The organism is Serratia sp. BNK-10, assembly GCF_047456065.1.
Classification (GTDB): Bacteria; Pseudomonadota; Gammaproteobacteria; order Enterobacterales; family Enterobacteriaceae; genus Serratia; species Serratia ureilytica.
On the sequence record NZ_CP179894.1, the window covers coordinates 3,409,846 to 3,433,455 of the forward strand.

The 23,610-nt window shown below is 62.6% G+C and carries 23 protein-coding genes; 6 read left to right on the plus strand and 17 right to left on the minus strand.

Annotated features, from left to right (window positions below; all coding sequences use genetic code 11):
• Positions 1-7 precede the first annotated feature (7 nt).
• On the minus strand, positions 8-637 hold the full coding sequence (locus ACMGG9_RS16450; protein WP_042785110.1) for a CatB-related O-acetyltransferase: 630 nt from the start codon (positions 635-637) through the stop codon (positions 8-10).
• 156 nt (positions 638-793) lie between these two features.
• Positions 794-1,789, minus strand: a complete 996-nt coding sequence (locus ACMGG9_RS16455) for a DMT family transporter (protein WP_147838335.1) — start codon at positions 1,787-1,789, stop codon at positions 794-796.
• Between the two features lie 172 nt (positions 1,790-1,961).
• Between ACMGG9_RS16455 and ACMGG9_RS16460 the strand changes: the two genes are divergently transcribed.
• Positions 1,962-3,428 (plus strand): PLP-dependent aminotransferase family protein, encoded by a 1,467-nt coding sequence (locus ACMGG9_RS16460; protein WP_047025294.1) that lies wholly within the window; start codon positions 1,962-1,964, stop codon positions 3,426-3,428.
• Here ACMGG9_RS16460 and ACMGG9_RS16465 read toward each other — a convergent pair.
• From ACMGG9_RS16465 to ACMGG9_RS16480, 4 genes are read right to left on the minus strand one after another with little or no spacing between them, the layout of a single operon-like run.
• Positions 3,425-3,925 carry a protein disulfide oxidoreductase gene (locus ACMGG9_RS16465; RefSeq protein WP_147838336.1) on the minus strand — a complete coding sequence of 167 codons (501 nt, stop codon included), beginning with the start codon at positions 3,923-3,925 and terminating at the stop codon, positions 3,425-3,427. The genes ACMGG9_RS16460 and ACMGG9_RS16465 overlap by 4 nt on opposite strands.
• Positions 3,918-4,634 (minus strand): DsbA family protein, encoded by a 717-nt coding sequence (locus tag ACMGG9_RS16470; protein ID WP_033651962.1) that lies wholly within the window; start codon positions 4,632-4,634, stop codon positions 3,918-3,920. The genes ACMGG9_RS16465 and ACMGG9_RS16470 overlap by 8 nt, the downstream gene beginning before the upstream one ends.
• Positions 4,631-6,667 (minus strand): protein-disulfide reductase DsbD family protein, encoded by a 2,037-nt coding sequence (locus ACMGG9_RS16475; protein WP_147880752.1) that lies wholly within the window; start codon positions 6,665-6,667, stop codon positions 4,631-4,633. The genes ACMGG9_RS16470 and ACMGG9_RS16475 overlap by 4 nt, the downstream gene beginning before the upstream one ends.
• A 49-nt stretch (positions 6,668-6,716) precedes the next feature.
• Positions 6,717-7,079: a hypothetical protein gene (locus tag ACMGG9_RS16480; RefSeq protein ID WP_033639760.1), complete on the minus strand. Its 363-nt coding sequence runs from the start codon at positions 7,077-7,079 to the stop codon at positions 6,717-6,719.
• 205 nt (positions 7,080-7,284) lie between these two features.
• Between ACMGG9_RS16480 and flk the strand changes: the two genes are divergently transcribed.
• Entirely contained in the window at positions 7,285-8,313 is a 1,029-nt protein-coding gene (gene flk / locus ACMGG9_RS16485) for a flagella biosynthesis regulator Flk (RefSeq protein ID WP_414161570.1), read from the plus strand.
• Positions 8,314-8,317: 4 nt separating this feature from the next.
• Here the strand turns inward: flk and ACMGG9_RS16490 are convergent, their stop codons facing one another.
• Positions 8,318-8,773 carry a rhodanese-like domain-containing protein gene (locus tag ACMGG9_RS16490; protein ID WP_033651965.1) on the minus strand — a complete coding sequence of 152 codons (456 nt, stop codon included), beginning with the start codon at positions 8,771-8,773 and terminating at the stop codon, positions 8,318-8,320.
• A 93-nt stretch (positions 8,774-8,866) separates the two neighbouring features.
• Here ACMGG9_RS16490 and ACMGG9_RS16495 point away from each other — a divergent pair, with 93 nt between their 5' ends.
• Entirely contained in the window at positions 8,867-10,300 is a 1,434-nt protein-coding gene (locus ACMGG9_RS16495) for a PLP-dependent aminotransferase family protein (protein WP_342193303.1), read from the plus strand.
• Between the two features lie 27 nt (positions 10,301-10,327).
• On the opposite strand, the gene ACMGG9_RS16500 is transcribed toward ACMGG9_RS16495, so the two are convergent.
• Complete coding sequence (locus tag ACMGG9_RS16500) at positions 10,328-11,224, minus strand: endonuclease/exonuclease/phosphatase family protein (protein WP_414161571.1); 897 nt, start codon at positions 11,222-11,224, stop codon at positions 10,328-10,330.
• 217 nt (positions 11,225-11,441) lie between these two features.
• On the opposite strand from ACMGG9_RS16500, the gene pepT reads away from it, so the two are divergent.
• The gene (gene pepT / locus ACMGG9_RS16505; protein ID WP_414161572.1) at positions 11,442-12,689 is read left to right on the plus strand and encodes a peptidase T; all 1,248 of its coding nucleotides are present in this window, start codon (positions 11,442-11,444) and stop codon (positions 12,687-12,689) included.
• On the opposite strand, the gene ACMGG9_RS16510 is transcribed toward pepT, so the two are convergent.
• Positions 12,686-13,798, minus strand: a complete 1,113-nt coding sequence (locus ACMGG9_RS16510) for an SLC13 family permease (RefSeq protein ID WP_414161573.1) — start codon at positions 13,796-13,798, stop codon at positions 12,686-12,688. The two genes, pepT and ACMGG9_RS16510, sit on opposite strands and share 4 nt — an antisense overlap.
• Before the next feature lie 152 nt (positions 13,799-13,950).
• Here ACMGG9_RS16510 and apbE point away from each other — a divergent pair, with 152 nt between their 5' ends.
• On the plus strand, positions 13,951-14,982 hold the full coding sequence (gene apbE / locus ACMGG9_RS16515; RefSeq protein ID WP_414161574.1) for an FAD:protein FMN transferase ApbE: 1,032 nt from the start codon (positions 13,951-13,953) through the stop codon (positions 14,980-14,982).
• 51 nt (positions 14,983-15,033) lie between these two features.
• Here apbE and ACMGG9_RS16520 read toward each other — a convergent pair whose 3' ends face one another.
• Both ACMGG9_RS16520 and fabB read right to left on the minus strand, forming a co-directional pair.
• Positions 15,034-15,255 carry a hypothetical protein gene (locus tag ACMGG9_RS16520; protein WP_004936201.1) on the minus strand — a complete coding sequence of 74 codons (222 nt, stop codon included), beginning with the start codon at positions 15,253-15,255 and terminating at the stop codon, positions 15,034-15,036.
• Positions 15,256-15,467: 212 nt separating this feature from the next.
• Positions 15,468-16,688, minus strand: coding sequence for a beta-ketoacyl-ACP synthase I (fabB, locus tag ACMGG9_RS16525; protein ID WP_004936203.1), 1,221 nt, complete (start codon positions 16,686-16,688; stop codon positions 15,468-15,470).
• 170 nt (positions 16,689-16,858) lie between these two features.
• Between fabB and mnmC the strand changes: the two genes are divergently transcribed.
• Positions 16,859-18,880, plus strand: a complete 2,022-nt coding sequence (gene mnmC, locus ACMGG9_RS16530) for a bifunctional tRNA (5-methylaminomethyl-2-thiouridine)(34)-methyltransferase MnmD/FAD-dependent 5-carboxymethylaminomethyl-2-thiouridine(34) oxidoreductase MnmC (RefSeq protein ID WP_414161575.1) — start codon at positions 16,859-16,861, stop codon at positions 18,878-18,880.
• A gap of 40 nt (positions 18,881-18,920) precedes the next feature.
• Here mnmC and ACMGG9_RS16535 read toward each other — a convergent pair whose 3' ends face one another.
• The 6 genes from ACMGG9_RS16535 to prmB form a co-directional block, all read right to left on the minus strand.
• On the minus strand, positions 18,921-19,202 hold the full coding sequence (locus tag ACMGG9_RS16535) for a YfcL family protein (RefSeq protein ID WP_016926855.1): 282 nt from the start codon (positions 19,200-19,202) through the stop codon (positions 18,921-18,923).
• Positions 19,203-19,234: 32 nt separating this feature from the next.
• Complete coding sequence (locus ACMGG9_RS16540) at positions 19,235-19,792, minus strand: elongation factor P hydroxylase (RefSeq protein WP_033651970.1); 558 nt, start codon at positions 19,790-19,792, stop codon at positions 19,235-19,237.
• Between the two features lie 91 nt (positions 19,793-19,883).
• Positions 19,884-20,690, minus strand: a complete 807-nt coding sequence (locus ACMGG9_RS16545) for a sulfite exporter TauE/SafE family protein (RefSeq protein WP_033651971.1) — start codon at positions 20,688-20,690, stop codon at positions 19,884-19,886.
• Positions 20,691-20,693: 3 nt separating this feature from the next.
• Positions 20,694-21,521 (minus strand): penicillin-insensitive murein endopeptidase, encoded by an 828-nt coding sequence (mepA, locus tag ACMGG9_RS16550; RefSeq protein WP_025303719.1) that lies wholly within the window; start codon positions 21,519-21,521, stop codon positions 20,694-20,696.
• A 5-nt stretch (positions 21,522-21,526) separates the two neighbouring features.
• Positions 21,527-22,612, minus strand: a complete 1,086-nt coding sequence (gene aroC, locus ACMGG9_RS16555) for a chorismate synthase (protein WP_033643909.1) — start codon at positions 22,610-22,612, stop codon at positions 21,527-21,529.
• 65 nt (positions 22,613-22,677) lie between these two features.
• On the minus strand, positions 22,678-23,610 hold the full coding sequence (prmB, locus tag ACMGG9_RS16560) for a 50S ribosomal protein L3 N(5)-glutamine methyltransferase (RefSeq protein WP_025160157.1): 933 nt from the start codon (positions 23,608-23,610) through the stop codon (positions 22,678-22,680).

Genomic DNA, 23,610 nt, shown 5'->3' on the forward strand with positions numbered 1-23,610 from the left:
GTTGTGTTTAACGACGCAAGGCCGCAATTCCCCTTTCCAGCGCCCCGATATCGTCATCGACGAGCAGGGGCTGAATCACCGCAAAGTCCGCCTCAGGCAACTCATAGAGCCGCAAGGCGAGCAAGCGCGCGATAACTTCCGGCGCGAATCGCCAACGGATAAACCTCGCCGGATTGCCGCCGACGATGGCATAAGGTTCAACGTCGCCGGTCACCACGCTGCCGGCGGCGACGATCGCCCCTTCGCCTATCGATACCCCTGGCATCAACATCGCCCGCATGCCAATCCAGCAACCGTCACCCAGCCGGGTATCGCCTTTGGGGCGGTACGCCTGTTTGATGGTTGCCATAAACGGGTACAGGCTCAACCAGTCGATGCGATGGGTGTGATTGCCCCCCATCAGGATCACCGCTTCGGCCGCGATGCACACGTAATCGCCGATCAGCAGGCGATCTATTTCGCCCAGCGGCTGCCATTGCCGGCTGACCGCGTCGCCGTGCAGATAGCGCACCACCGAGCGTTCGAAACCGTTATCCCAGCAGTCGCTGTAGTAGCTGTGGGTGCCTTTGACGATAATATTCGGGTTAGTCACCGTCTGATGCAGCAGCTCGGTGTTGGACCAGTGTTTTTCGGACATGGCGTATTCTCTTGTTACGGGAATAAAAGCCACGGAACGGAATGTCTGTGGCCGTGTTGTCGTTCACTCAACACGGCCATTCAAGCGATAAGCGCTCGTTTCAATCTCGGGTTATTCATGATTACCGCCTCTCTTGCGAGGCGAAATGGTAACCGATCACGCCTCGGCGGTCTTGCTTTTCAACAGCAGCACCCCACCCATGACCAACGCGCTGCCCAGCAGCTGCAGCTGATTCATGTTTTCCCCCAGCAGGAAATAGGCGATCACCGCGGTGAAAACCAGCTCCAACGACAGGATCAGGTTGGCTACGGCCAGCGGCAGCGTTTTCAGGCTGATGTTATACAACCCGAAGCCCAACAGCGTCGGCCCGGCGGCCAGCGCCAGCAGCAACAGCCAGCCGCTCCACTGAATGCCCTGCGCGCCGTGCGACAGGAACCACAGATCGCCGGCCATGCCGTGGAAAGCCGCCAGCGGGAACGCCGTCAGCGCCGCGTTGAACACCAGCTGATACAGCGCCGAAAAACCGAAAACGTACAAAATGGTGTTCCACACCGGATAGCCCCGTTCGCTGGCCACCCGCCCGCCGAGGGTATACAGGGTATAGCCGATGCCCGACAGCATCCCCACCAGCAGCCCCAACAAGTCGAAGTGCTGGTTGCCCATGCTGTCGCCGTTGCTGACCAGGAAACAACCGCCCAGGCTGATGGCGATCACCAGCAGTTGGCGCAGCGTCAGGCGTTCGCTGTACATCACCCAGCCGAGGAACACGGTAAAGCCCACCGAACAGTAGGTCAGAATGGTCGCCACCGATGCGCCGTTCAGCGCCACCGACAGCGTCCACAGGCTGTTGAACAGCGCCAGCAGCAGCCCGTAAAGCGCGTAGAACAAAACCTGTTCACGGCGCAGGCGCGCCCACTGCGGTTTCATCACCAACAGCAGCGGCAACAACACCAGCGCCACCAGCGCCGCGCGCCAGAACGCCAGCACGAAGGTCGGCAGGTGATAGTATTCGGTCAGCGCGCGGATGATGATGGCGGTAAAGGCCAGCAGCATGGCGCTGATAATGGCGATGACGTAACCCTGGCGGCTGCCCTGAAAGAGACGCGCGCCGGGCAGCAAAGGCCGGGCGGAAACGCCTGACGGTAATGACATGAGATCCTCGGAAAAATGGCGACGTAAATGCTCAGGCGCACAGTGTAACGCGGCCATATTTTCCCACTATAGCCACTTTTCGGCCTTGTCATGCAGGCCACTTTTCTGCGCTTGAAGCCCTGTTGACATGGGGTATAGTAAAAAGCTCTCTCCCTAACCGGGCCAATTTCGCATGCACATTCCGTTAGATCGCGAGCAGGACGTTCCGCTCTATTTACAGATCGAAGAAGCGCTGCGGCGCGCCATCCTCACCGGCGTGTTCGTGGATGGCGACAAGCTGCCCTCGACGCGCACGCTGGCGGCCGAATTGGCGGTCAGCCGCTTGACGGTGGATAACGCCTATGCCGAACTGGCGGCCAAGGGCTTTTTGCATCAGCGACGCGGCAGCGGCGCCTATGTTGCGCACCCGCAGGCGCAAACGCGCCCGGCCCGGCCGACCAGCGATGCCCCCTTCCCGCTGGAGAGCTTCACCACCCTCACCTCGCGGCTGGACGGCTATGCCGACGCCCCGCTGCCGGAGAGGCTGATCAACTTCGCCGCCGGCGTCGGCAGCCCTAAGGTGTTTCCGCTGGAGGCGTTTCGCAAAGTGCTGCTGTCGGTGCTCAGCCGCCATGCGGAAGAGGCCTTCAGCTACGGCGAATACTGCGGCTACTACCCGCTGCGCGATACGCTGAGCCGCATTCTCAGCGCGCAGGGCATCCCCACGCAGGCGGAACAGGTGCTGATCACCAACGGCTCGCAGCATGCCATCAGCCTGGTGGTGCAAAGCCTGCTGGCGCCGGGCGATACGGTGATCGTCGAAGAACCGACCTACGCCGAAGCGCTGGGCCTGCTGCGCCAGCACCGCATCAATATCGTCACCGTGCCGGGCGATCGCCACGGCATGCTGGTCGAACGATTGCCCGAGTTGCTGGAACGCCACCGCCCCAAATTGATCTACACCATCCCCAACTTTCACAACCCGACCGGCCGTTGCCTGAGCGAAGCTCGCCGGCGGCGCCTGCTGGCGATCGCCCAACGGGCCGGCGTGGTGATCCTGGAGGACGATTTCGTCGGCGATCTGCGTTACCAGGGCAAACAGCTGCCGTCGCTGCGTGCGCTGGCGCAGCCGGGCGCGGTGATCTACGTCAGCACCTTCTCCAAGATGCTGCTGCCCAGCATGCGCATCGGCTATCTGGTGGCGGACAGCGAGCACTATCAGCGCTTCGCGCGGCGCAAGCACGTTGACAGCTTCACCAGTTCCAGCCTGATCCAGCGGGCGCTGGACGCGTTTGTCACCGTCGGCCGTTACGACAAGCAGCTGCGCCGCGCCGGGCGCGTCTATCGCCTGCATCTGGAAGTGATGATCGACGCGTTGCAACGGCGGTTGCCGCCGGGGTGCCGTTTCGAAACGCCGCAAGGCGGCTTGTTTATCTGGCTGACGCTGCCCGCGACGGTGACCACCACCGAGCTGATGCCGGTGGCCTGGCGGCACGGCGTCACTTTCGCGCGCGGCGAATGCTTTTATGCCCAGGAACAGCTGGGCGCGCACAGTCTGCGGCTAAACTTCGCCGCCAACTCGCCGCCGCAGATTGAAGAAGGTATCGCCCGGCTTAGCCGGGCGATTGAGGAAGTGATAGCAGAGAAAAACGCCGGTTAGACGGCGGCCCACCACAGCCGCAGCTTCATCCCCCAGTAGCTGGTCCAGCCGGTGGTGCTCTGCACCACCTTGCCCTGCGAGACCACCACGAAGGTCGGCGTCACGCCAATCTGCCACTGCGCCGACAGCGTACCGGCCGGATCGTTGACCACCGGCAGCGCCAGCCGTTTGCGCGCCAGCCACTGTTTCACCTGGGTATCGTCGCCCGATCGCAGCGCGACGGTCAGCACGTTGCCGCCCGCCGCCTGCAAACGGGCGACGTCCGGCGTGGTGAAACGACAAACGCCGCACCAGCTGGCCCAGAAGTAAACCAGCAGCGGCCGCTCATGACTGAGCTGCGCCAACGACACGCGCTCGTCATCCAACGTGGTCAGCGTCTGGGCCTCGAAGGCCGGCGGCGCCTGCGGCGCGTTCAGCCAATCCATCACCGTGATCACCGCCAGTGCGATCAGCGCCAGCAGCAGCAACTCGCGCCCCCAGCGCTTGAGCTTAGCCATGGTTAGCCTTCGCCAGCTGCTGCTTCACCATCGTTTCCAGCTCTTCATAGGACACCGCCCCCGGCAGCATCCGATCGCCGATCAGCGTCGCCGGCGTCCCTTGTACGCCCAGTTGTTCCGCCAATTCCATATTGGTGCGCAGCGTGGTCATGCTCTGTTCGCTCGGCGCCACCGCCTTGACGCCGGTTTTCTCCTGCGCAGCGGCGATGCTGGCCTTGTCGTGGAAGCCCTTTTTCGCCATCAGCCGCTGATGCAAGGCCCAGAATTGCTCCGGGTGCTGCTGCCAGGTGGTGAGCGCCACGCGCGCCGAACTGACCGAACTTTCGCCCTTGAACGGCAACAGCTTCACCACCAGCGCCACATCCGGGTATTGCTTGACGATTTTCTCCAGCATCGGATCAAACCGCTTGCAGTACGGGCAGTTATAGTCGGTAAAGGTCACCAGCGTCAGCTTGGCGTTGGCGGCGCCGAGGCGCGGGCTGGCCGGATCCTGATACAGCGTTTTGGCATTCTGCTTGATAGCCTGGCTGATTTGCTGGCCTGCGGTTTGCTGCTGCCAGGCGTCCACCGCCTGCGCCAGAATGTCCGGGTTGGACACCAGCGTTTCGCGGATCATCTCTTTGATACGCGCCTCTTGCGCCGGGGTGAAAGGCTCGGCGGCCCACACCGGGGCGGCGATGATCATCAGTAAAATCAGTAGCTTTTTCATTGTTCGGTTCCTTTGGCATGGGAAAGCGTTTGCAGCACGGCGTCACGGGTCAACAGCGGGGATAGCACCTCGCCGTCCGGGCTGCCGGGGCCATAGATTTGGTTGAAAGGCACGGCGACGCTGCCGCGCTTTTGCAGGAAGGCGCTGATGTCGGCCGACGGGCGGCTCCAGTCGCCGCGCAGCGCGACCACGTCATCGGCGCTCAACGCCCGCTGTACGTCATCGCGCAGCAGCACATTGAATTTGTTGGCTTTACAGGTCACGCACCAATCGGCGGTGACGTCGACGAACACCCGTTTATGTTGCGCCAGCGCCTCGGCGATCGCCTGTTCGCTCAGCGGTTGCCACTGCACCCGATCCTGCAACGGCTGGCGCCACAGACCGGCGGTCAGCGAGCCGGCCAGCAAGACGGCGCCCGCCAGCACCAACGTGCCCGCCGCCAGCTTGGCCGCCAACCGTGCCCCCTGCCGGCGCCACACCGCCAGCAGCAACGCCAGCAGCGCCAACCCCCCCAGCCACAGCGTAGCCTGCACGCCGATATGATTGCTCAGCAGACTCAGCAACCACAGCGACGACGCCAGCATCAACAACCCCATCGCCAGCTTGACGGTATTCATCCAGCGGCCGGGACGCGGCAACCGCAGCGCCAGCGACGGCCAGGCGGCGATCAGCAACCACGGCAGACTCATGCCGATGCCGAGCGCGATGAACATGCCCCACAGCACCGGCAGCGACGCCGCCAGCGCGAAGGCCACCGCCGTGCCGAGAAACGGCGCCGAGCACGGCGTCGCCAGCAGCGTAGCGAACGCGCCCTGCCAGAAATGGCCGCTCAGACCGTGCCCGTTATGGGTGGCCAGCGACGTGTTCAGATCGGACGAGAGGCGCAGATGGAACAGGCCGAACAGGTTGGCGCTGAACAGCAGCGTCACCAGCACCATAAAGCCGATAAACCACGGATTCTGGAACTGAATGCCCCAGCCAAGCGCGTGGTTGCCGAGCCGCAGCAGCGTCATCAGCAGGGCCAACGCCATAAACGAGGCGACAATACCCAGCGACGACGCCAGGAACTGCAGCCGTACGCTGCGCCGATCGCGCCGCTCCACCTGCAGGATGGAACCGAGCTTGATGCCCAACACCGGCAGGACGCACGGCATCAGATTGAGGATCAACCCGCCCGCCAGCGCCATCAATACCGCCTGCCATAACGGGAACGCCGCACCGGCCGGCGCGGCCAGCGGATCGCCAATCGGCAGCGTAATCTGCTGCGCCATGCCGCCGTCGTCGATCACCAGCGTCAGCGTTTTGCCGCGCAGATCCGGCGCCGCCTCTCCCCAGCCATCGCTCACCGGCACTCGCGCCAGCAGCTGATCGCCGTCGGTTTCAACCTGCGGCTTGCCGAGATCGGCATCCGCCAGCGTATCGAAGAACAGCGCGGGCCGCTGCCAACCGCCGGCGCGTTCGGCGGCAATCTGCAGCTCGCCGCTGCGATACCCGGCCTTGACGTTCTCCGCCAACCCGGCGGCGATCGGCACTTGCCCCATCGCCTGCGCGAAGTCGTGATTAAACTGCGGATCGTTCGGCGTCGTCAGATCCAGACTGAACGGGTAGTCGGTCAGAATGCAGACATTGCTGCAGGTGGACAACGTCAAAGTACCCGCCAGCGGGCCGGATACCGAGCCAGGCATCACGATCGGCAGCGTGACCCGATCGTGATAGCCCTGGGTGGAAATGCCGGCCACCTCGAAACGCTGCGGCGTCGGCCAGTGCCAGGTCGCCGGCGGCGGGTGGCCTTGCCAAACGATAGCCGGCGCGATGCCGCCTTCGCCCGGGGAACGCCAGTAGGTTTTCCAGCCTTTTTGCAGCTCGACCGACAGCAACAGACGGGTCTCTCCCGGCTGTGACGTGTCGGCGCGCAGCCGCACCTTGGCATGATCGTTGGCCGGATTTTGCAGCCAGCCGCTGTCCGCCGCCTGCAAGGCGGGCAGCCACAGCATAAACAGGCAAGCGCAGGCCAGCCTGATAATTTTCAACATGTTAATTCTCCATAAATGATTAATTCACCGCGAAAAACGGGCGATTAACTCATTCACGGAAGACGCATAATCGAAGGTGCACCCTGAGGGTGGGCGGAGAAATGGCGCGAGGAGGAGGAATGCGCAGACGCGCGGCAATGGTCGGCGCCAACAGCGCCAGCAGCAGACCCAGCCCGAACAGCACGGTTTCGAACATTACCGGCGGCGCGGCCAGCAATGATTTGGCGCTCAGTTCACAGGGCGTCGGCTGCGCTTCGGCGGCGGCATCACTGGACTGAACGGCGGTAGCGGCCGGGATCCCCAGCGTTTGCTGCAGCGCATGCAGGCCCGCCATGCGCTGGGTCATGCACGTCAGCACCACCAGGCAAGCCAGGCATAAAAACCATTTTGCAATCCGCTGCCGTTTAACCATGCCATCCTCATGTTCAGATCTGGGGTTATCTTAGCGGCGCAGACGCGATTAGCAACGTTTTGTCGGTAAAGAAATGTCTGAGCGGCGGTATTGATGGCGGCAAATTACAGGTATCATAGAGGGTAAGCCTGCGCTTTTCGCCGGGTACAATGACGATTCTCTCCTCCAGGCACACTGCGGGGATACACAGCGAAGGACTGGTGATATGCAACCTTTGAGTGGGCCGGGCACCCCAATCGCCGGCGAGCGCCCCCCTTCCCCGGGCAAAACGGCGGCCACTGACGATCAACCCCTCTCTCCGGCGCAGCGCACAACGCTGGAAAAACTGATCGTGAAAATCATGACGCTCAGCCCGGTAAAATCGGCGGAGATCTGGGCGTCTCTGCGTCACGATCTCGGCGCCGACAAAGGCGGCGAGCTGCTGGCGCGCCATTTTCAACCGGCGGAACAGCTGCTGCAAACGCGCCTGACGCAGGCGCAGCAAAACCATGCCGGGCGCCAACTGCTGCAACAGCTGGCCGAGTTGCTGCCGCAGGGCAATAATCGCCAGGCGGTCAGTGACTTTATTCGTCAACGGTTCGGCCATACGGTGTTGAGCCAGTTAAGCCCACCGCAGCTGCAGCAGGTGCTGAATCTGTTGCAGACCGGCGGCCTGACCATTCCCCAACCGCAGCAAACCGCCACCAGCGATCGCCCGCTGCTGCCCGCAGAGCATCAAAGCCTGCAGCAGCAGGTTACCAAACTCAGCGCCGCGACCGGTGAAGCGCCGGCTAAAATTTGGCAAACGTTGTTCGATCTGGCGGGCGTGAAAACCAACGATCCGCTGCCGGCGCGCCACTTCCAGCTGCTGAACCAGTTTTTACAGGTGAAGGTGGCGCTCAGCCCGCAGAACGCGCCAACGCTGAACAACCTGCTGGCGGCGCTCAAACAGCCGGCGGATGAGCAAGAACTGCAGCAGATGAACGACTATTGCCAGACGCGCTTCAACTGCGGCGCCAACGCGACGCTGACGCATCCGCAAATGAGCGACGCCATTCATCAGCTGTTTGCCCGCCGTCTGGACAAAGCCGGCCAGGCGCAGCCGATCGCCAGCCCCTCTATCGAACCGCAGCCGCTGCTCAACCCGCTGATCGCCGCCCTGCCTCTGCCGCTGCAAAAAGCGCTGAGTAAGCCCGCCGTGGCGCTGATCCTGCTGCTGTTGGCGTTGGCCGTCGTGCTGGCGCTGGTGTTTTAACGCCTCAGGCGCAGCCGCAGTCCGCTGCGGCCGCCCGGGAGCGCAGTGACCCCGGCAGTTCGCCGATGGCCAACGGATGGCCGTCGCGCAGCCAGAAATCCAGCCCGCCAATCAACTCCTTCACCCTAAACCCCAACTTCGCCAGCTTGTAGGCGCCTTTGGTGGAGCCGTTGCAGCCGATGCCGTCGCAGTAGGTCACATACACCTTTTGGCGATCCAGGTGCGCCGTGCCGGCTTCATCCATCAGGCGATGCGGCAAGCTGAATGCGCCGGGGATATGCCCGGCGGCGTACAGCGCCTCCGCACGGGTGTCGATCACCACCATCCCGTCCACGCCATTGCGCAAATCTTCCGCCACGTCCCAGGCATCCGCATAGCGGCTCAGCTTGGCCGCCAGATAGGCCAGGCTCTCTTCCGGCGCTGCCGGCGGAAAGGCCAGCACCAAGGATTCTTTCGACATATCACTCACTCCCGTTGATCAAGACAGATGACAATAGTGCCCGATTTTGGTCTTATGATTGATACCCATTTTTTACTCATGATAAGACCCATTATGCGGCACACGCTGATCACGCTGTTTCAGCAATCGCCCCAGGCCATCGGCACGCTGCGCGATCGTCTGTGTGCGGCATTGCGGCAGGCCATCCACCACGGCGCATTGAGCGTTGGGCAACGGCTGCCCTCCAGCCGAGTGCTGGCTGGGGATCTGAACCTCTCAAGGGTAACCGTCGAAGCAGCCTACGGCCAGTTGGAGGCGGAGGGGTATTTGCAGCGCCGCGTCGGCCAGGGCACATTTGTGGCTATCCGCATCGCCAAATCGCCGCCGCCGGCGACCCGCACCGCCATGCTGCGCCTTTCCCTGCGCGGCCAACAGATCGTGCACACCGGCGGCTGCCGCGATCCGCAGCATCCTCAGGCCTTCGCTGCCGGCTCGCCGGACCTGCGCGCGTTTCCGCTGGCCCTGTGGAAGCAGTTGACCGCTCAACGCCTGCGCCTGCAGGGGGAAAACCTGCTGCGCTACGGCGATCCGCAAGGCTATCTGCCGCTGCGCGAAGCCATTGCCGCCCACGTCAACCAAACGCGCGGCGTAGTCTGCGATGCGAGCCAGGTTATCGTGCTGACCAGTTCGCAGCAGGCGCTGCAAATGATCGCCACCTTACTGTTGGACAGCGGCGACAGCGTCTGGATGGAAGAGCCGGGTTACGCCGGGGCGAGAAACGCCTTTATCAGCGCCGGCGCCGCGCTAACGCCGGTGGCGGTAGACGGCGATGGCCTGCGAGTAGAACCTTCCTTGCCCGATCCGCGTTTGATTTATCTGACGCCCTCGCACCAATACCCGACCGGCGCGGCGCTCAGCCTGGCACGCCGCTTGGCGTTGCTGGCGCAGGCGGAGCGGCAACAGGCCTGGATCATTGAGGACGATTACGACAGCGAGTTTCACTACGACGGGCTGCCGATACCGGCGATGCAAGGCCTGGATCGCCATGGCCGGGTGCTCTATCTCGGCACCTTCTCCAAATCGTTGTTCCCTTCGCTGCGGCTGGCGTACCTGATCGTGCCGCCCGCGCTGGTCGCCCCCTTCGTCACCGCACGCACGGTCTATGACGGCCACAGCGCGCAATTGATGCAGGCGGTGACCGCCGAGTTCATCCGCCTGGGGCACTTCGCCGCGCATATTCGTTACATGCGCCAGCTCTACCACAGCCGGCGCGATGTGCTGCTGACGGAAGTGCGCGAAAAGCTGAGCCACTTCGCCACGGCCGCTCCCGCCGCCGGCGGCCTGCAGCTCAGCGTTTGGCTGCCGCCCGGCCGGGAGGCGGCGCTCAGCCAACAGGCGCGGCGGCTCGGCGTCCTTACGCCCGGGTTAACGGCGCAATACCAAACGGTTCAGGCCCAGCGCGACGGCTGGCTGCTGGGTTTTTCGGCCCTGACGCCGGGCGAGATCCGCAGCGCCGTCGAGCGGCTGGCGCGGATCGCCGCGGCTTAGCCCTGCCCCGGAGAGACGCCGGCCGGCTTATTGCTCGGTCAGGCGCATCTCCGCCACCAGCGGCAGGTGATCGCTCACCGCCGGCCAGTGCACGCCGTTCCAATCGCCGCTGGCGTTCGGCACCGTCAGGCTGTCCAGATGCCAACGCTGCGCATTGCCGCTAAAGATGTAATCCACCCTGATTTCGGCGTTTTCCGCCGGCCAGCTGCGGCCATCTTGCCCATTGGGCATGATGTCGTTCCAATAGCGGCTCAGCTCCAGCCAGGTGACGCTGCCCGGCACGTCGTTCATGTCGCCGAACAGCAGTTTGATGCCGCGCACTTCGATGGTGCGATCGTTCAGCTCCCGTACTTGATCCAGGCGCATCGTCGGATCTTCCTTGGTATCGAGGTGGGTGTTGAACAGGGTGATCGGCGTCGGGAACTCCGGCACATCGACCTTGGCGCTGAAGGCGATGCGCTGCTCGCGCTGGCCGGACGGCAACGGATAGATCACGGCGTCGTGCAGCGGATACTTCGAGAGAAACGCCAGGCCGTATTCACCGCCGTCGAAATCGATCGCCCGGCCGAACACCGCCTGCATGCCGGTCAGCTTCGCCAGTTCCGCCGCCTGATCGACCCGCCCGCTGCGGGCGGTGAGTTTATCCACCTCCTGCAGCGCCACCACGTCGACGTTCATCGCGCGAATCGCCTTGGCGATAGCGGTCATGTCGCTGACCTTGCCGGCGGCGATATTGAAGCTGGCGACGCGGATCTTCGGCGCCTGTTCCAGCTCGTAGGTTTTGTTCTTCAGGCCGCCCAACGCGCTGGCCACCTCGCGGCTGTTGGCGTTGCTGTTGGCGTGCCCGGTATCGGCGGACGACCAGGCGCTGTGAGAGATGCCCAGGGACAGTAAGGTGATGAGCAAAGCGTGACCGGTGTGCATGAATTCTCCTTGAGGGACAGATAAGTGTTATGCGGGCGCTTCCCGGCCCACAGCTAACACCGATTTTGCCGCAGAAACCTGCGACTATTTCCTAGTTGCACCGCTATTTTTCGTTTCTGCGCGATGCTTCGCATTCTGGCGGTTTACGCATTGCGCCGTTGGACAATCGGCTGATTTCGTTTTAAAACCGGTAGATTGCCAACCGCGAGGAGTTCCGATGACCAGCCCGATTGCCGAACAGCTTACCGAACGTTTCTTCCGCTATCTGGCGGTGACCAGCCAGAGCGACGCCGCCGCAACCGCCCTGCCCAGCACGCCGGGGCAGCATGAGATGGCGCAACTGTTGGCGGACGAGCTGCGCCGGCTCGGCCTGGCCGACGTTCAAATCGACGAGCACGCCACCGTAACCGCCCGCAAGCCCGGCACCCAACCCGGCGCGCCGCGCATCGGCTTCATCACGCATATCGACACCGTGGACGTCGGCCTGTCGCCCGAGATTCGCCCGCAGCGCCTGCGCTTCACCGGCGAGGATTTATGCCTGAACTCCGAGCAGGACATCTGGCTGCGTACCGCCGAGCATCCGGAGATCCTGCCCTACCGGAACGAAGAGATCCTGTTCAGCGACGGCACCAGCGTGCTGGGCGCCGACAATAAGGCGGCGGTCACCGTGGTGATGACGCTGCTGGCCAACCTGACCGCGGCCGATCGCCACGGCGATATCGTGGTGGCGTTCGTGCCGGACGAAGAAATCGGCCTGCGCGGCGCCAAGGCGCTGGATCTGCAGCGTTTCCCCGTCGATTTCGCCTACACCATCGACTGCTGCGAACTGGGTGAAGTGGTGTACGAGAATTTCAACGCGGCGGCGGCGGAGATCCGCATCGAGGGGGTGACCGCCCACCCGATGTCGGCGAAAAACGTATTAATCAACCCGATACGCATCGCCAACGACATCATTAACCGATTCGATGTGCAGGATACTCCGGAGCACACCGAAGGGCGCGAGGGTTATTTCTGGTTCACCGATCTGGCCGCCAACGCCAATCAGGCGACGCTGAAGGTGTCGATTCGCGACTTCGATCGCGCGGCGTTCGAGGCACGCAAAGCCCGCCTTGAGGAGACGGTGCGCCAGGTGGCGGCCAACTATCCGCGGGCCAACGTCAGCTGCAGCGTCAGCGACATCTACAGCAACATCAGCAACGCCATCGGCGAGGACCGGCGCGCCATCGATCTGATCTTCGGCGCCCTCGCCGCCCACGGCATCCCGCCGAAGGTGATCCCGATGCGCGGCGGCACCGACGGCGCGGCGCTCTCCAGCCGTGGCATCCTGACGCCCAACTACTTCACCGGCGCGCATAACTTCCACTCGCGCTTCGAGTTTTTACCCGTCAGCGCCTTCGTGAAATCCTATCAGGTGACCCGCAGCATTTGCCTGCTGGCCGCGCGACAAAGCGGCCAACCGGCTTAGCTCATCACCCAGCCGAGCAACGCGGCCCATACCAACAGCGGCAGCGAATAATAGTGGAAGCGCAACCAGATCTTGCGCTCCCCCGCCATGCGCAGCGCAATCAGGTTGGCGAGCGATCCGATCGCCAACCCGAAGCCGCCGGCGTTGACCGCATAGGCCAGTTGAGCGCTGGAGGGCACATAGTTGAGCAACAGTATGGTGGCCGGCACGTTGCTGACGATCTGCGACAGCCCGACACCCAACGCATACACGCTCCCCTCGCTCAGCCCGGCGATGGCGGCGAACGCCGGCTGAAGCGGCGGCAAACGGGTAAACAGGCCGACATCGATGAACATGGCGGCGAACACGAAAATCAGACTCCAGTCGATCTGCAACAGCACTCGGCGCGCCAGCAGCAAGAAACCGGCGAACACCGCCAGCAGCCCGTACAACGGCAGATCGAAATCGAGACACAGCAGGAAAACCGCATACAGCCCTACACAGCTCAGCAACAACGGCCGCTGGTAAGGATACCCCTCGGTATTCGGCGTTTTCACGATGTCGCGCGCCGGGAAGCTGAACCAGGTCAGCGCCAGCAGGCTCAACATCATTGCGGCGCCAAACGGCGCCATCTGGCCGATGAAGCCGAAGAAAGAGAGGCCGGAGCGGCTCCACAGCAGGATATTTTGCGGGTTGCCGATCGGCGTCAGCAACGAACCGGCGTTCACCGCCAGCGCCTGGAAGATGATCAAGCGGCCAACCGGCAGCGCCGACAGCTTTTTTAGCGTGATGGTGAGCGGAATGACGATAAACAGCGCCACATCGTTGGTAAGAAACGACGACAGCAGCGCGGCGGAAAACACCAGGAACAGCGCCAGCCGCCGTTCGCTGTGCAAGCGGTTGATAATCTTGCGGCCGACAAAATCGAAGTAGCCGCTGACCTCCACCCCTTTGGTCAGCAGCATCAGCCCCAACAGGGTGATGAGGGTACGGCCGTCGATGAAACCACCCAGCGCCGACAGCGGTTGCGGATGAAAAGCGAACATCGCCACGCCGGCCAGCAGCAATGCATGCAAGAAGCGATCTTTGACAAAGGGGTGGATAAGCCGAGAAATGGCGGTTGAACTCATAGCGGCAGTGTGAACCTCACCGAAAAGAATGGGCAGACGTTAGCTCAGACGCGGCTTCAGCGCCAGCAAAATGCTATTTTACCTTTATCCGCTTTTCATTTGCCGCGCTTTACTTTATTTGTAGCGGCTTTCACGGTTTCAAAGGACATGTTATGGCTTCCCTGCTCGCCAAAGGGGCGTTGCTCAGCGCCTTATGCGCCCTGCTCGTCGCCTGTGACGATCCCGCCTCTCGCCCGCAAATCGATATCGACGGCAAGACCATGGGCACCTTCTACAGCGTTAAGGTCAGCGGTGACGTCGCGATCGGCAAACAAGAGCTGCAGCGGCAGATCGACACGGTGCTCGAACGGGCCAACGACGATATCTCTACCTACCGCGCCGATTCGGTGCTGTCGCGGTTTAACCGCAGCGCCAGCCTCGAGCCGCAGCCTATCCCGCGCGGCATGGCGGACATCGTATTGATGGCCCAACGCATCGGCCGCGATACCGGCGGCGCCATGGACATCACCGTCGGCCCACTGGTGAACCTGTGGGGGTTCGGCCCAGACAAGCATCCGGTCAAGGTGCCGGAACAGGCGCAGATCGACGCGGCGAAGCAGAACATCGGCCTGCAGCACCTGAAGCTGATCAGCGACAATCGCGGGGAGTGGCTGCAAAAAGATCTGCCGGGCATGTATGTCGATCTCTCGACGCTGGGCGAAGGCTATGGTGCCGATGAGCTGGTGCGCCTGATGAACCGTCACGGCATTACCAACTACCTGGTGTCGGTAGGCGGCGCGGTCTCTTCACGCGGCGTCAACGGCCAGGGCAAACCCTGGCGGGTGGCGATCCAAAAGCCGACCGACCGTGAAAATGCGGTGCAGGCGCTGGTGGATCTGCACGGTTACGGCATCAGCACCGCCGGCAGCTACCGCAACTACTTCGAACAAAACGGCCAGCGTTACTCCCATGTCATCGATCCGACCACCGGCAGGCCGATCAACCACCGACTGGTTTCCGCCACGGTGATCGCCCCGACCGCACTCGAGGCCGACGGCTGGGATACCGGCTTGATGGTGCTGGGCCCGGAGAAAGCGTTGCAGCTCGCAGAAGAGAAAGGGCTGGCGGTCTACCTGATCAGCAAAACCGACGACGGTTTCAGCGCCGTGATGACGCCGCAGTTCAAAGCATTTTTAGTGCAGTGAGATAAAAAAGCCCGGCGCGCAATGGCCGGGCTTATTCCTGTTCCGCGCCAATCACTTGGTCAGCGCGATGATACCGAGGGTCAGACCGGCAACCGCCGCCGCACCGCCGGCGATCGCGCCCGCGGTTTCCCAGTTATCCTGAGTGGTGCCCTTCATACAGGTGTTGGTGTGCACCAGACGCCCCTGGTCATCGTAGACCGGCACGCAGGGAGAATCGGTGGCGCATCCGGCCAACACGGCCGACAGTAACCCAACCGCAATTAACTTTTTCATACTTCTTGCCTCAATGTTCGATCACTTTAGAAAGCTACGCCGAGCGATAATCACGCTACCTGGCTATTGTATGCCCAACGCGTGTAATGGCGAGGTAATGATGTGTCAGGGGATGTGATTTGGGAAAACTCCGAGCGCCCGGCCGGTGGGCTTCGGGCAGTAAAAAGCCCGCGAAAACGCGGGCTTGTTGGCGGAATGACGCGCCGGCGGGATTATTTCGCCAGTTTGCGCATCACCAGTGTGGCGTTGGTGCCGCCGAAGCCGAAGCTGTTGGACATCACGGTGGTCAGCTCGCGCTGGGTCGGCTGAGTCACGATATTCATGCCAACCGCCTGTTCATCCAGGGTTTCGATGTTGATGCTCGGTGCGATAAAGCCGTGCTCCAGCATCAGCAGGCTGTAGATCGCTTCCTGCACGCCCGCGGCGCCCAGCGAGTGGCCGGTCATCGCCTTGGTGGAGGAGATGGCTGGGGTATTGTCGCCGAACACTTCACGAATGGCGCCCAGCTCTTTCACGTCGCCTACCGGCGTAGAGGTGCCGTGCACGTTGATGTAATCGATCGGCGCATCCAGATCCTGCATCGCCATCTTCATGCAGCGCACTGCGCCTTCACCCGAAGGGGCAACCATGTCGGCGCCGTCGGAAGTCGCGCCGTAGCCGACGATTTCCGCATAGATGTGCGCGCCGCGCGCCAGTGCGTGCTCCAGCTCTTCAACCACCACCATGCCGCCGCCGCCGGCGATGACGAAACCGTCACGATCGGCGTCATAGGTGCGGGACGCTTTTTCCGGCGTGTCGTTGTATTTGGTGGACAACGCGCCCATCGCATCGAACTCGCAGGCCATTTCCCAGCACAGCTCTTCGCCGCCGCCGGCGAATACGATGTCCTGTTTGCCCAGCTGGATTTGCTCAACCGCGTTGCCGATGCAGTGCGCGGAGGTCGCGCAAGCGGAGCTGATGGAGTAGTTCACGCCGTGGATTTTGAACGGCGTTGCCAGGCAGGCGGAAACGCCGGAAGCCATGGCCTTGGTCACCACGTACGGGCCAACCGCTTTCAGGCCGCGCGGGCTGCGCATCGCATCGGCGCCGAACACCTGGAAGCGCGGAGAACCGCCGCCGGAACCGGCGATCAGGCCCACGCGCGGGTTGTTTTGATACTCTTCTTCCTTCAGGCCGGAAGACGCGATCGCTTCTTGCATCGCCAGGAAGGCATAAATGGAAGCGTCGCTCATGAAACGCACCGCCTTGCGGTCGATCAGGCCGGTAGTGTCGAGCTTAACTTGCCCCCATACGTGACTACGCATGCCGGAATCTTTCAGCTCCTGGGAGAAAGTGATCCCAGAACGTCCTTCCTGCAGGCTTGCCAGGACCTCCTGCTGGTTATTACCAATGCTGGAGACAACTCCCAGGCCAGTAATCACTGCACGTTTCATTCAATACCTCTTCCACTATTTACCTACGGGATTTTGCATCGCACTTTAGCGTACAGATGTAAGCCGAACAAGTCCGATCAGCGTTTTTCAGCTTTATTGTTGTCCAGTTTGCGCCGGGGCGCCAGCGCCGTTAGAATTCGCGGCATCCCTTGAATTTCGAGCCATTGACCGTGAACCACGCCCCCATCCAAACCGCAACGCTAACCTGGAACGAACAGGGTACACCTGTTTCGAAACAGTTTGATGACGTCTATTTTTCCAATCAGGATGGGCTGGAAGAAACCCGCTACGTCTTCCTGCACGGCAATCGGCTGCCGCAACGTTTCGCCGCCCATCCGCGTTCGCTGTTTGTCGTGGCGGAAACCGGGTTCGGCACCGGGCTCAATTTCCTCACGCTGTGGCAGGCCTTCGCCGGCTTCCGTCAAGCCGAGCCGGACGCGACGCTGCAGCGCCTGCACTTTATCAGCTTCGAAAAATTCCCCCTGCAGCAGGCTGACCTGGCGGCGGCGCATGCACGCTGGCCGGAGTTGGCGCCTTATGCCGACGAGCTGCGCGCCCAGTGGCCGCTGCCGTTGCCGGGTTGCCATCGCCTGCTGTTAGCCGAAGGCCGCATTACGCTCGATCTGTGGTTCGGCGACGTCAACGATCTGCTGCCGCAGTTTGACGCCAGCATGAATAACCAGGTGGATGCCTGGTTCCTCGACGGTTTCGCGCCGGCAAAAAACCCCGACATGTGGACAGATCAACTGTTCGCCGCCATGGCGCGCTTCGCCCGGCCGGGAGGCAGCTTCGCCACCTTTACCGCCGCCGGCTTCGTGCGCCGCGGCTTGCAACAGGCCGGTTTTCAGGTCAACCGCTGCAAAGGCTTCGGCCAAAAGCGTGAGATGCTCGCCGGCGAGCTCCCGGCCGATGCGCAGCCCGCCGCACATCCGGCGCCCTGGTATCGACGCCCGGCGGCGGACAACACCGCCGACATCGCCCTGATCGGCGGCGGCGTCGCCAGCGCGCTCACCGCGCTGGCCTTGCTGCGCCGCGGCGCCACCGTCACGCTGTACTGCGCCGATGAGCAGGCGGCCGAGGGCGCATCCGGCAACCGCCAGGGCGCGATTTATCCTTTGCTGAACGGCAGCGGCGACGCGCTGGAGAGCTTTTTCAGCGCCGCGTTTCCCTTCGCCCGCCGCCAGTACGATGCCCTGTTGCAACAAGGCGTCGCCTTTGATCACCAGTGGTGCGGCGTCAGCCAGTTGGCCTATGACGAAAAGAGCGGCGCCAAGATCGCCAATATGCTGAAAACCGACTGGCCGCAGGCCTTGGCGATGGCGGCCGACCGCGAGACGCTCAGCGAACGGTGCGGTGTTGATACCGGCTTTGGCGGCATCACCTACCCGCTAGGCGGCTGGCTCTGCCCGGCCGAGCTGACGCGCGGCGCTATCGCGCTGGCGCAGCGTCAGGGCTTGGTCTGCCACTACCGGCACGATGCACAGAGGCTGACGCAGGAAGAAAACGGCTGGCGCATCGATTTCGCCAACGGCGACAACCGGCGCCATGCGACGGTGATCCTGGCCAACGGCCATCGGTTGGCCGAACTGGCGCCGACGGAGGCCCTGCCGCTGTATTCGGTACGCGGGCAGGTGTCGCATATCCCGACCTCGCCGGCCCTCGGTCAATTGAAACAGGTATTGTGTTACGACGGTTACCTGACGCCGGTTAATGCCAACAACGGCCACCACTGCATTGGCGCCAGCTACCAGCGCGGCGACATCGCCACCGACTACCGCGAGCAGGAGCAACAGGAGAACCGCGAGCGCCTGCTGCGCTGTCTGCCGGAGCAGGCCTGGCCGCAGCAGGTGGACGTCAGCGCTCATCAGGCGCGCTGCGGCGTGCGCAGCGCCACCCGCGATCATCTGCCGATGGTCGGCGCGCTGCCGGACTATCAGGCCACGCTGGCGCAGTATCAGGATTTGCAGCGGCAGAACCAGCGCGGCGAAACCGTCGCCGATGCGCCGGTCTATCCCGGTCTGTTCGCTATCGGCGGGTTAGGCTCGCGCGGCTTGTGCTCGGCGCCGTTGGCGGCGGAAATTTTGGCGGCGCAGCTGTTCGGCGAACCGTTGCCGGGTGATGCGCGCCTGCTGGCGGCGTTGAATCCGAATCGGATGTGGGTGCGGAAATTGCTGAAAGGACGTGCGGTTTAATCAACCTTGAGGGGCGCGGCGACGCGCCCCGGCATGACGATCAGGCGGCAGGGGTTGCAGCCTGATAGAGGTTTTCCCACATGCCGCGCACCAGGATCTGATCCGGCGGCGAGAGTTCCCCGGCGGCGATCGCTTTGTGCAGGCTCTCCTCCACCCGCGCTTTCAGCGCTTCGGCGGTGTGTTCGCCCTGCTCTTCCGCCTCGGCCACCGCCAGCGTCAGATGACCGCGCAGGTAGCCACCGGCAAACAGTTCATCATCGCTGGCGTGCTCTACCATGTCATCAATCAGCGCCAAAATGCGCGCTTCAAATTCTGCGATCATCAAATTTCCTCATTAAATAACGGGCTGTGGCGTCAGTTGAGATCTTCCGGATAGGGAAAGTGCTCGGCCGCCAACGGTGGCGTATTGTAGAACGATTGCAACGCCTGAATAAAGCGCGCAGGCCTTGTGGGTATTCCCTGCTCCAGCAGCGCCAATACCCGGGCGCGCACCTTGCGTTGGAACGCGATGCGATCCGGCTCGCAGTCGCCGTTCAGGTTGTCGCAGCTGACGTTGAACGGGAAACCGGCCGCCACGCAGAACATCCATTCCAGCGCCTGCGGTTTGATCTCTACCGCTTCAAATTCGCTCTGGGTCTGCGCGTCCCGTCCATCCGGGCAATACCAATAGCCGAAGTCCACCAATTGACGGCGCGCTTCACCGGCGATGCACCAGTGCGAAATTTCATGCAGGCCGCTGGCGTAGAAACCGTGGGCGAACACGATGCGGTGATACGGCAATTCGTCGTCGGCCGGCAGGTAGATCGGTTCGTCGTCGCCCTTCACCAGGCGGGTGTTGTAGTCATCGCTGAAGCAGCGATTGAAGATCTCGATCAACTGCTCATAGTGATGGCGGGTCTGTGTGTCTGACATAAAAAACTCTATAACCACAAAAATAAAGAGGCCATTATACCCGATAACCGGCGGGGGGATACGGGCGCATAAACGGCGCCCATTTTCATCGTCAGCGGTGCAAGAAGGCGGACAGCCACTGCTGAATCTCTGCGCCGTGATTGTCGTAAAGCAGCTTGAGGCTCATCACCAGCGAGACGATGACGATCATCGGCCGAATCAATTTCTGGCCACGAGTCAGCACCATGTGCGCGCCCAAACGCGCCCCCAGCACCTGCCCCACCAGCATCACCAGACCGATGCTCCACACCACCTTGCCGCCGATGATGAACAGCGCCAACCCGCCGACGTTGGAGGTAAAGTTCAGCACTTTGGCGTGCGCCGTAGACTTGGCGAGGTTGAAACCGCACAGCGTCACGTAGGCCAGCGCGTAGAATGAGCCGGCGCCGGGGCCGAAGAAACCGTCGTAAAACCCGACGCAACCGCCGGCTACCAGCCCGAACGGCAAGGCGCCGAGGCGGCGTTGACGATCTTCCTCACCCAGTCGCGGCATCAACAAGAAATAGAGACCGATGCCGATCACCAGCAGCGGCAACATCTGCCGCAGCAAATCGGCGCGCATGTGCTGCACCAGAATCGCACCGGCGATCGAGCCGATCAGCGTCAGAAAAATCGTCAGCTTCTGGTCGTTGAGGTTCACCGCTCGCCGACGAATGAAGTACAGACTGGCGGAGAAGGAGCCGCCGACCGACTGCAGCTTATTGGTCGCCAGCGCCTGCGCCGGAGGAACCCCCACTGCCAGCAAGGCCGGCACCGTCAGTAATCCGCCGCCGCCGGCGATGGAGTCGATAAACCCCGCCAGCAGCGCTACCGCAAACAACACCCCGAGCATCTCGGGGCCAATGACGAACCAGTCCATGTGTTATTCCGCTGAGAAATGGTGATCCAGCAATGCCTGACAGGTAGGCGGTAACGGCGGCGGCACAGGTTTGCCCGGCTTCGCGTTCGGCTGATGCGGCACGAACCAACTCGCCAGTTCGGCGCCGCAGCCATCGCCCGGCGGCGGCGTATCCTGCTCCTGGCACTCTAGGCTGCCGGCCGGACAACGCAGACGCACGTGCATGTGCGCACGGTGGCCGAACCACGGCCGCACCTTGTGCAGCCAGGCGCGATCGGCGCCGGCGTCCAGGCACAGACGCTGCTTGATCGCCGGGTTGACGAAGATGCGCGTCACGTCCGCATCCTGCGCCGCCAGTTTGATCAGCGACTCAATCTGCGGTTGCCATTGGCTCGCCACCACCTGTTTGCCGTCGCCCGACACCAGGTCGATCGGCTGCGGCTTGAGCAATTGCTGCGCGCTCCAGCGTTGGCGCGGCAGTTGCAGCCAGATGTCGACGTCGAGCCCAGACTGGTGGCTGGCGTGGCCGCTGCTGAAGCGCCCGCCGGCCGGCATCGCCATGTCGCCGATCAGCACCGTGCCCAGCGCTTTCTGGTTCGCTTTGCTGCTGAGGCGCTGTATGAACGCCAGCAGATCCGGATGGCCGAAATAGCGGCGCTGGTCGGTACGCATCACCTGATAGTCCGGTGAATTCAGCGGCAACGGCTGCGCGCCGATGATGCAGCCGTTGGCGAAACCGCCCACCGCCTGCGGCGCGCCGGCCACCGGATGGTCGATTTTCTGCCACGGCGTCAGCGCCATGGCGGAAGCGGAGGCCGTCAGGGCCACCAGGCCCAACATCCAGTTTTTCATGGCGATTACCAGCGAGGCACGTCGGAAACCACATCACCGTTTTGCGCACGCTGGCGCAGCAGGTGATCCATCAACACGATCGCCATCATCGCTTCGGCGATCGGTACGGCGCGGATGCCCACGCACGGATCGTGGCGACCGCGGGTCACCATTTCCACCGCTTCCCCGTGGCGATTGATGGTGCGGCCCGGCACCATGATGCTGGAGGTTGGCTTCAGCGCCAGATGCGCGATCACCGGTTGGCCGCTGCTGATGCCGCCGAGAATGCCGCCGGCATGGTTGCTTTGGAAGCCTTCCGGGGTGATTTCATCGCGGTTTTCGCTGCCGCGTTTGGTCACCACGGCGAACCCGTCGCCGATCTCCACGCCTTTCACCGCGTTGATGCTCATCAGCGCGTGCGCCAGATCGGCATCGAGGCGGTCAAACACCGGCTCGCCCAGGCCAACCGGCACGTTTTCCGCAATCACGCTGACCTTGGCGCCGATGGAGTCACCCTCTTTTTTCAGCGCGCGCATCAGTTCGTCCAGCGCTTCCAGCTTGTCCGGATCCGGGCAGAAGAACGGGTTCTGTTCGACCTGATCCCAGTCTTTCAGCTCGCAGGTCACGTCGCCGATCTGCGCCAGATAGCCGCGCACCTGCACGCCGAACTTCTGCTGCAGGTATTTCTTGGCGATAGCGCCCGCCGCGACGCGCATGGCGGTTTCACGCGCCGAAGAGCGGCCGCCGCCGCGATAGTCGCGTAGACCGTATTTCTGTTCGTAGGTGTAGTCGGCATGCCCTGGACGGAACACGTCTTTGATGGCGCTGTAGTCTTGCGAGCGCTGATCGGTGTTTTCAATGATCAGACCGATGCTGGTGCCGGTGGTCACGCCTTCGAATACGCCGGAGAGAATGCGCACCTGATCCGGTTCGCGACGCTGGGTGGTGTAACGCGAGGTGCCCGGACGACGGCGGTCCAGATCGTGTTGCAAATCGGCTTCGGTGAGCGGGATGCCGGGCGGCACGCCGTCGACGATACAACCCAGCGCCACCCCGTGAGATTCACCGAAGGTGGTGACGCGGAAAATCTGCCCAATACTGTTTCCTGCCATCACGGCTCCTTACCGTTAGTCTTTTATCGTTATGAGGCCCGCCATGCGGGCCTTGGAAATGCGGCTTAGCTGCGATAGAGGCTGAAGTGATCCTTGCAATCCACCAGCTGCTGTTTGGTCAGCATGAACACGCCGTCGCCGCCGTTTTCGAATTCCAGCCAGGTGAACGGGATGTCCGGATATTGTTCCATCAGATGTACCATGCTGTTGCCCACTTCACAAATCAGCACGCCGTCGTCGGTCAGGTAGTCCGGCGCGCAGGCCAGGATGCGGCGCACCAGCTTCAGGCCGTCGCTGCCCGCCGCCAGCCCCAGTTCCGGCTCAAAGCGGAACTCCTGCGGCAGATCCGACATGTCTTCCGCATCGACGTACGGCGGGTTGGTGACGATCAGATCGTACTGGATCGCGGGAACGTCGCGGAACAGATCGGAACGGATCGGGATCACCTGGTGCTCGACGCCGTGCGCCTGAATATTGCGCTCGGTCACCGCCAGCACTTCGCTGGAGATGTCCACCGCGTCCACTTCCGCTTCCGGGAAAGCGTAGCCACAGGCGATGGCGATGCAGCCGCTGCCGGTGCACATGTCGAGAATATGGCGCGGCGGGTGCGGGATCAGCGCGCTGAAACGATCGTTGATCAACTCGCCGATCGGCGAGCGCGGCACCAGCACGCGTTCGTCGACGTAGAATTCCATGCCGCAGAACCAGGCCTTGTTGGTCAGGTAGGCGACCGGGATACGCTCGTTGACGCGGCGGATCACGCGCTCAACGATGCGATGGCGCTCGCTGGAAGTCAGACGAGCGGTATGCATGTCCTCCGGAATGTCCAACGGCAGAAACAGGCTTGGCAGCACCAATTGCACCGCTTCGTCCCACGGATTGTCGGTTCCGTGACCATAATAGATATTGGCGGCGTTGAAACGGCTTACCGTCCAGCGCAGCATATCTTGAATGGTGTGCAGTTCGTTCACTGCTTCGTCGACGAAAATTTTGTCCAA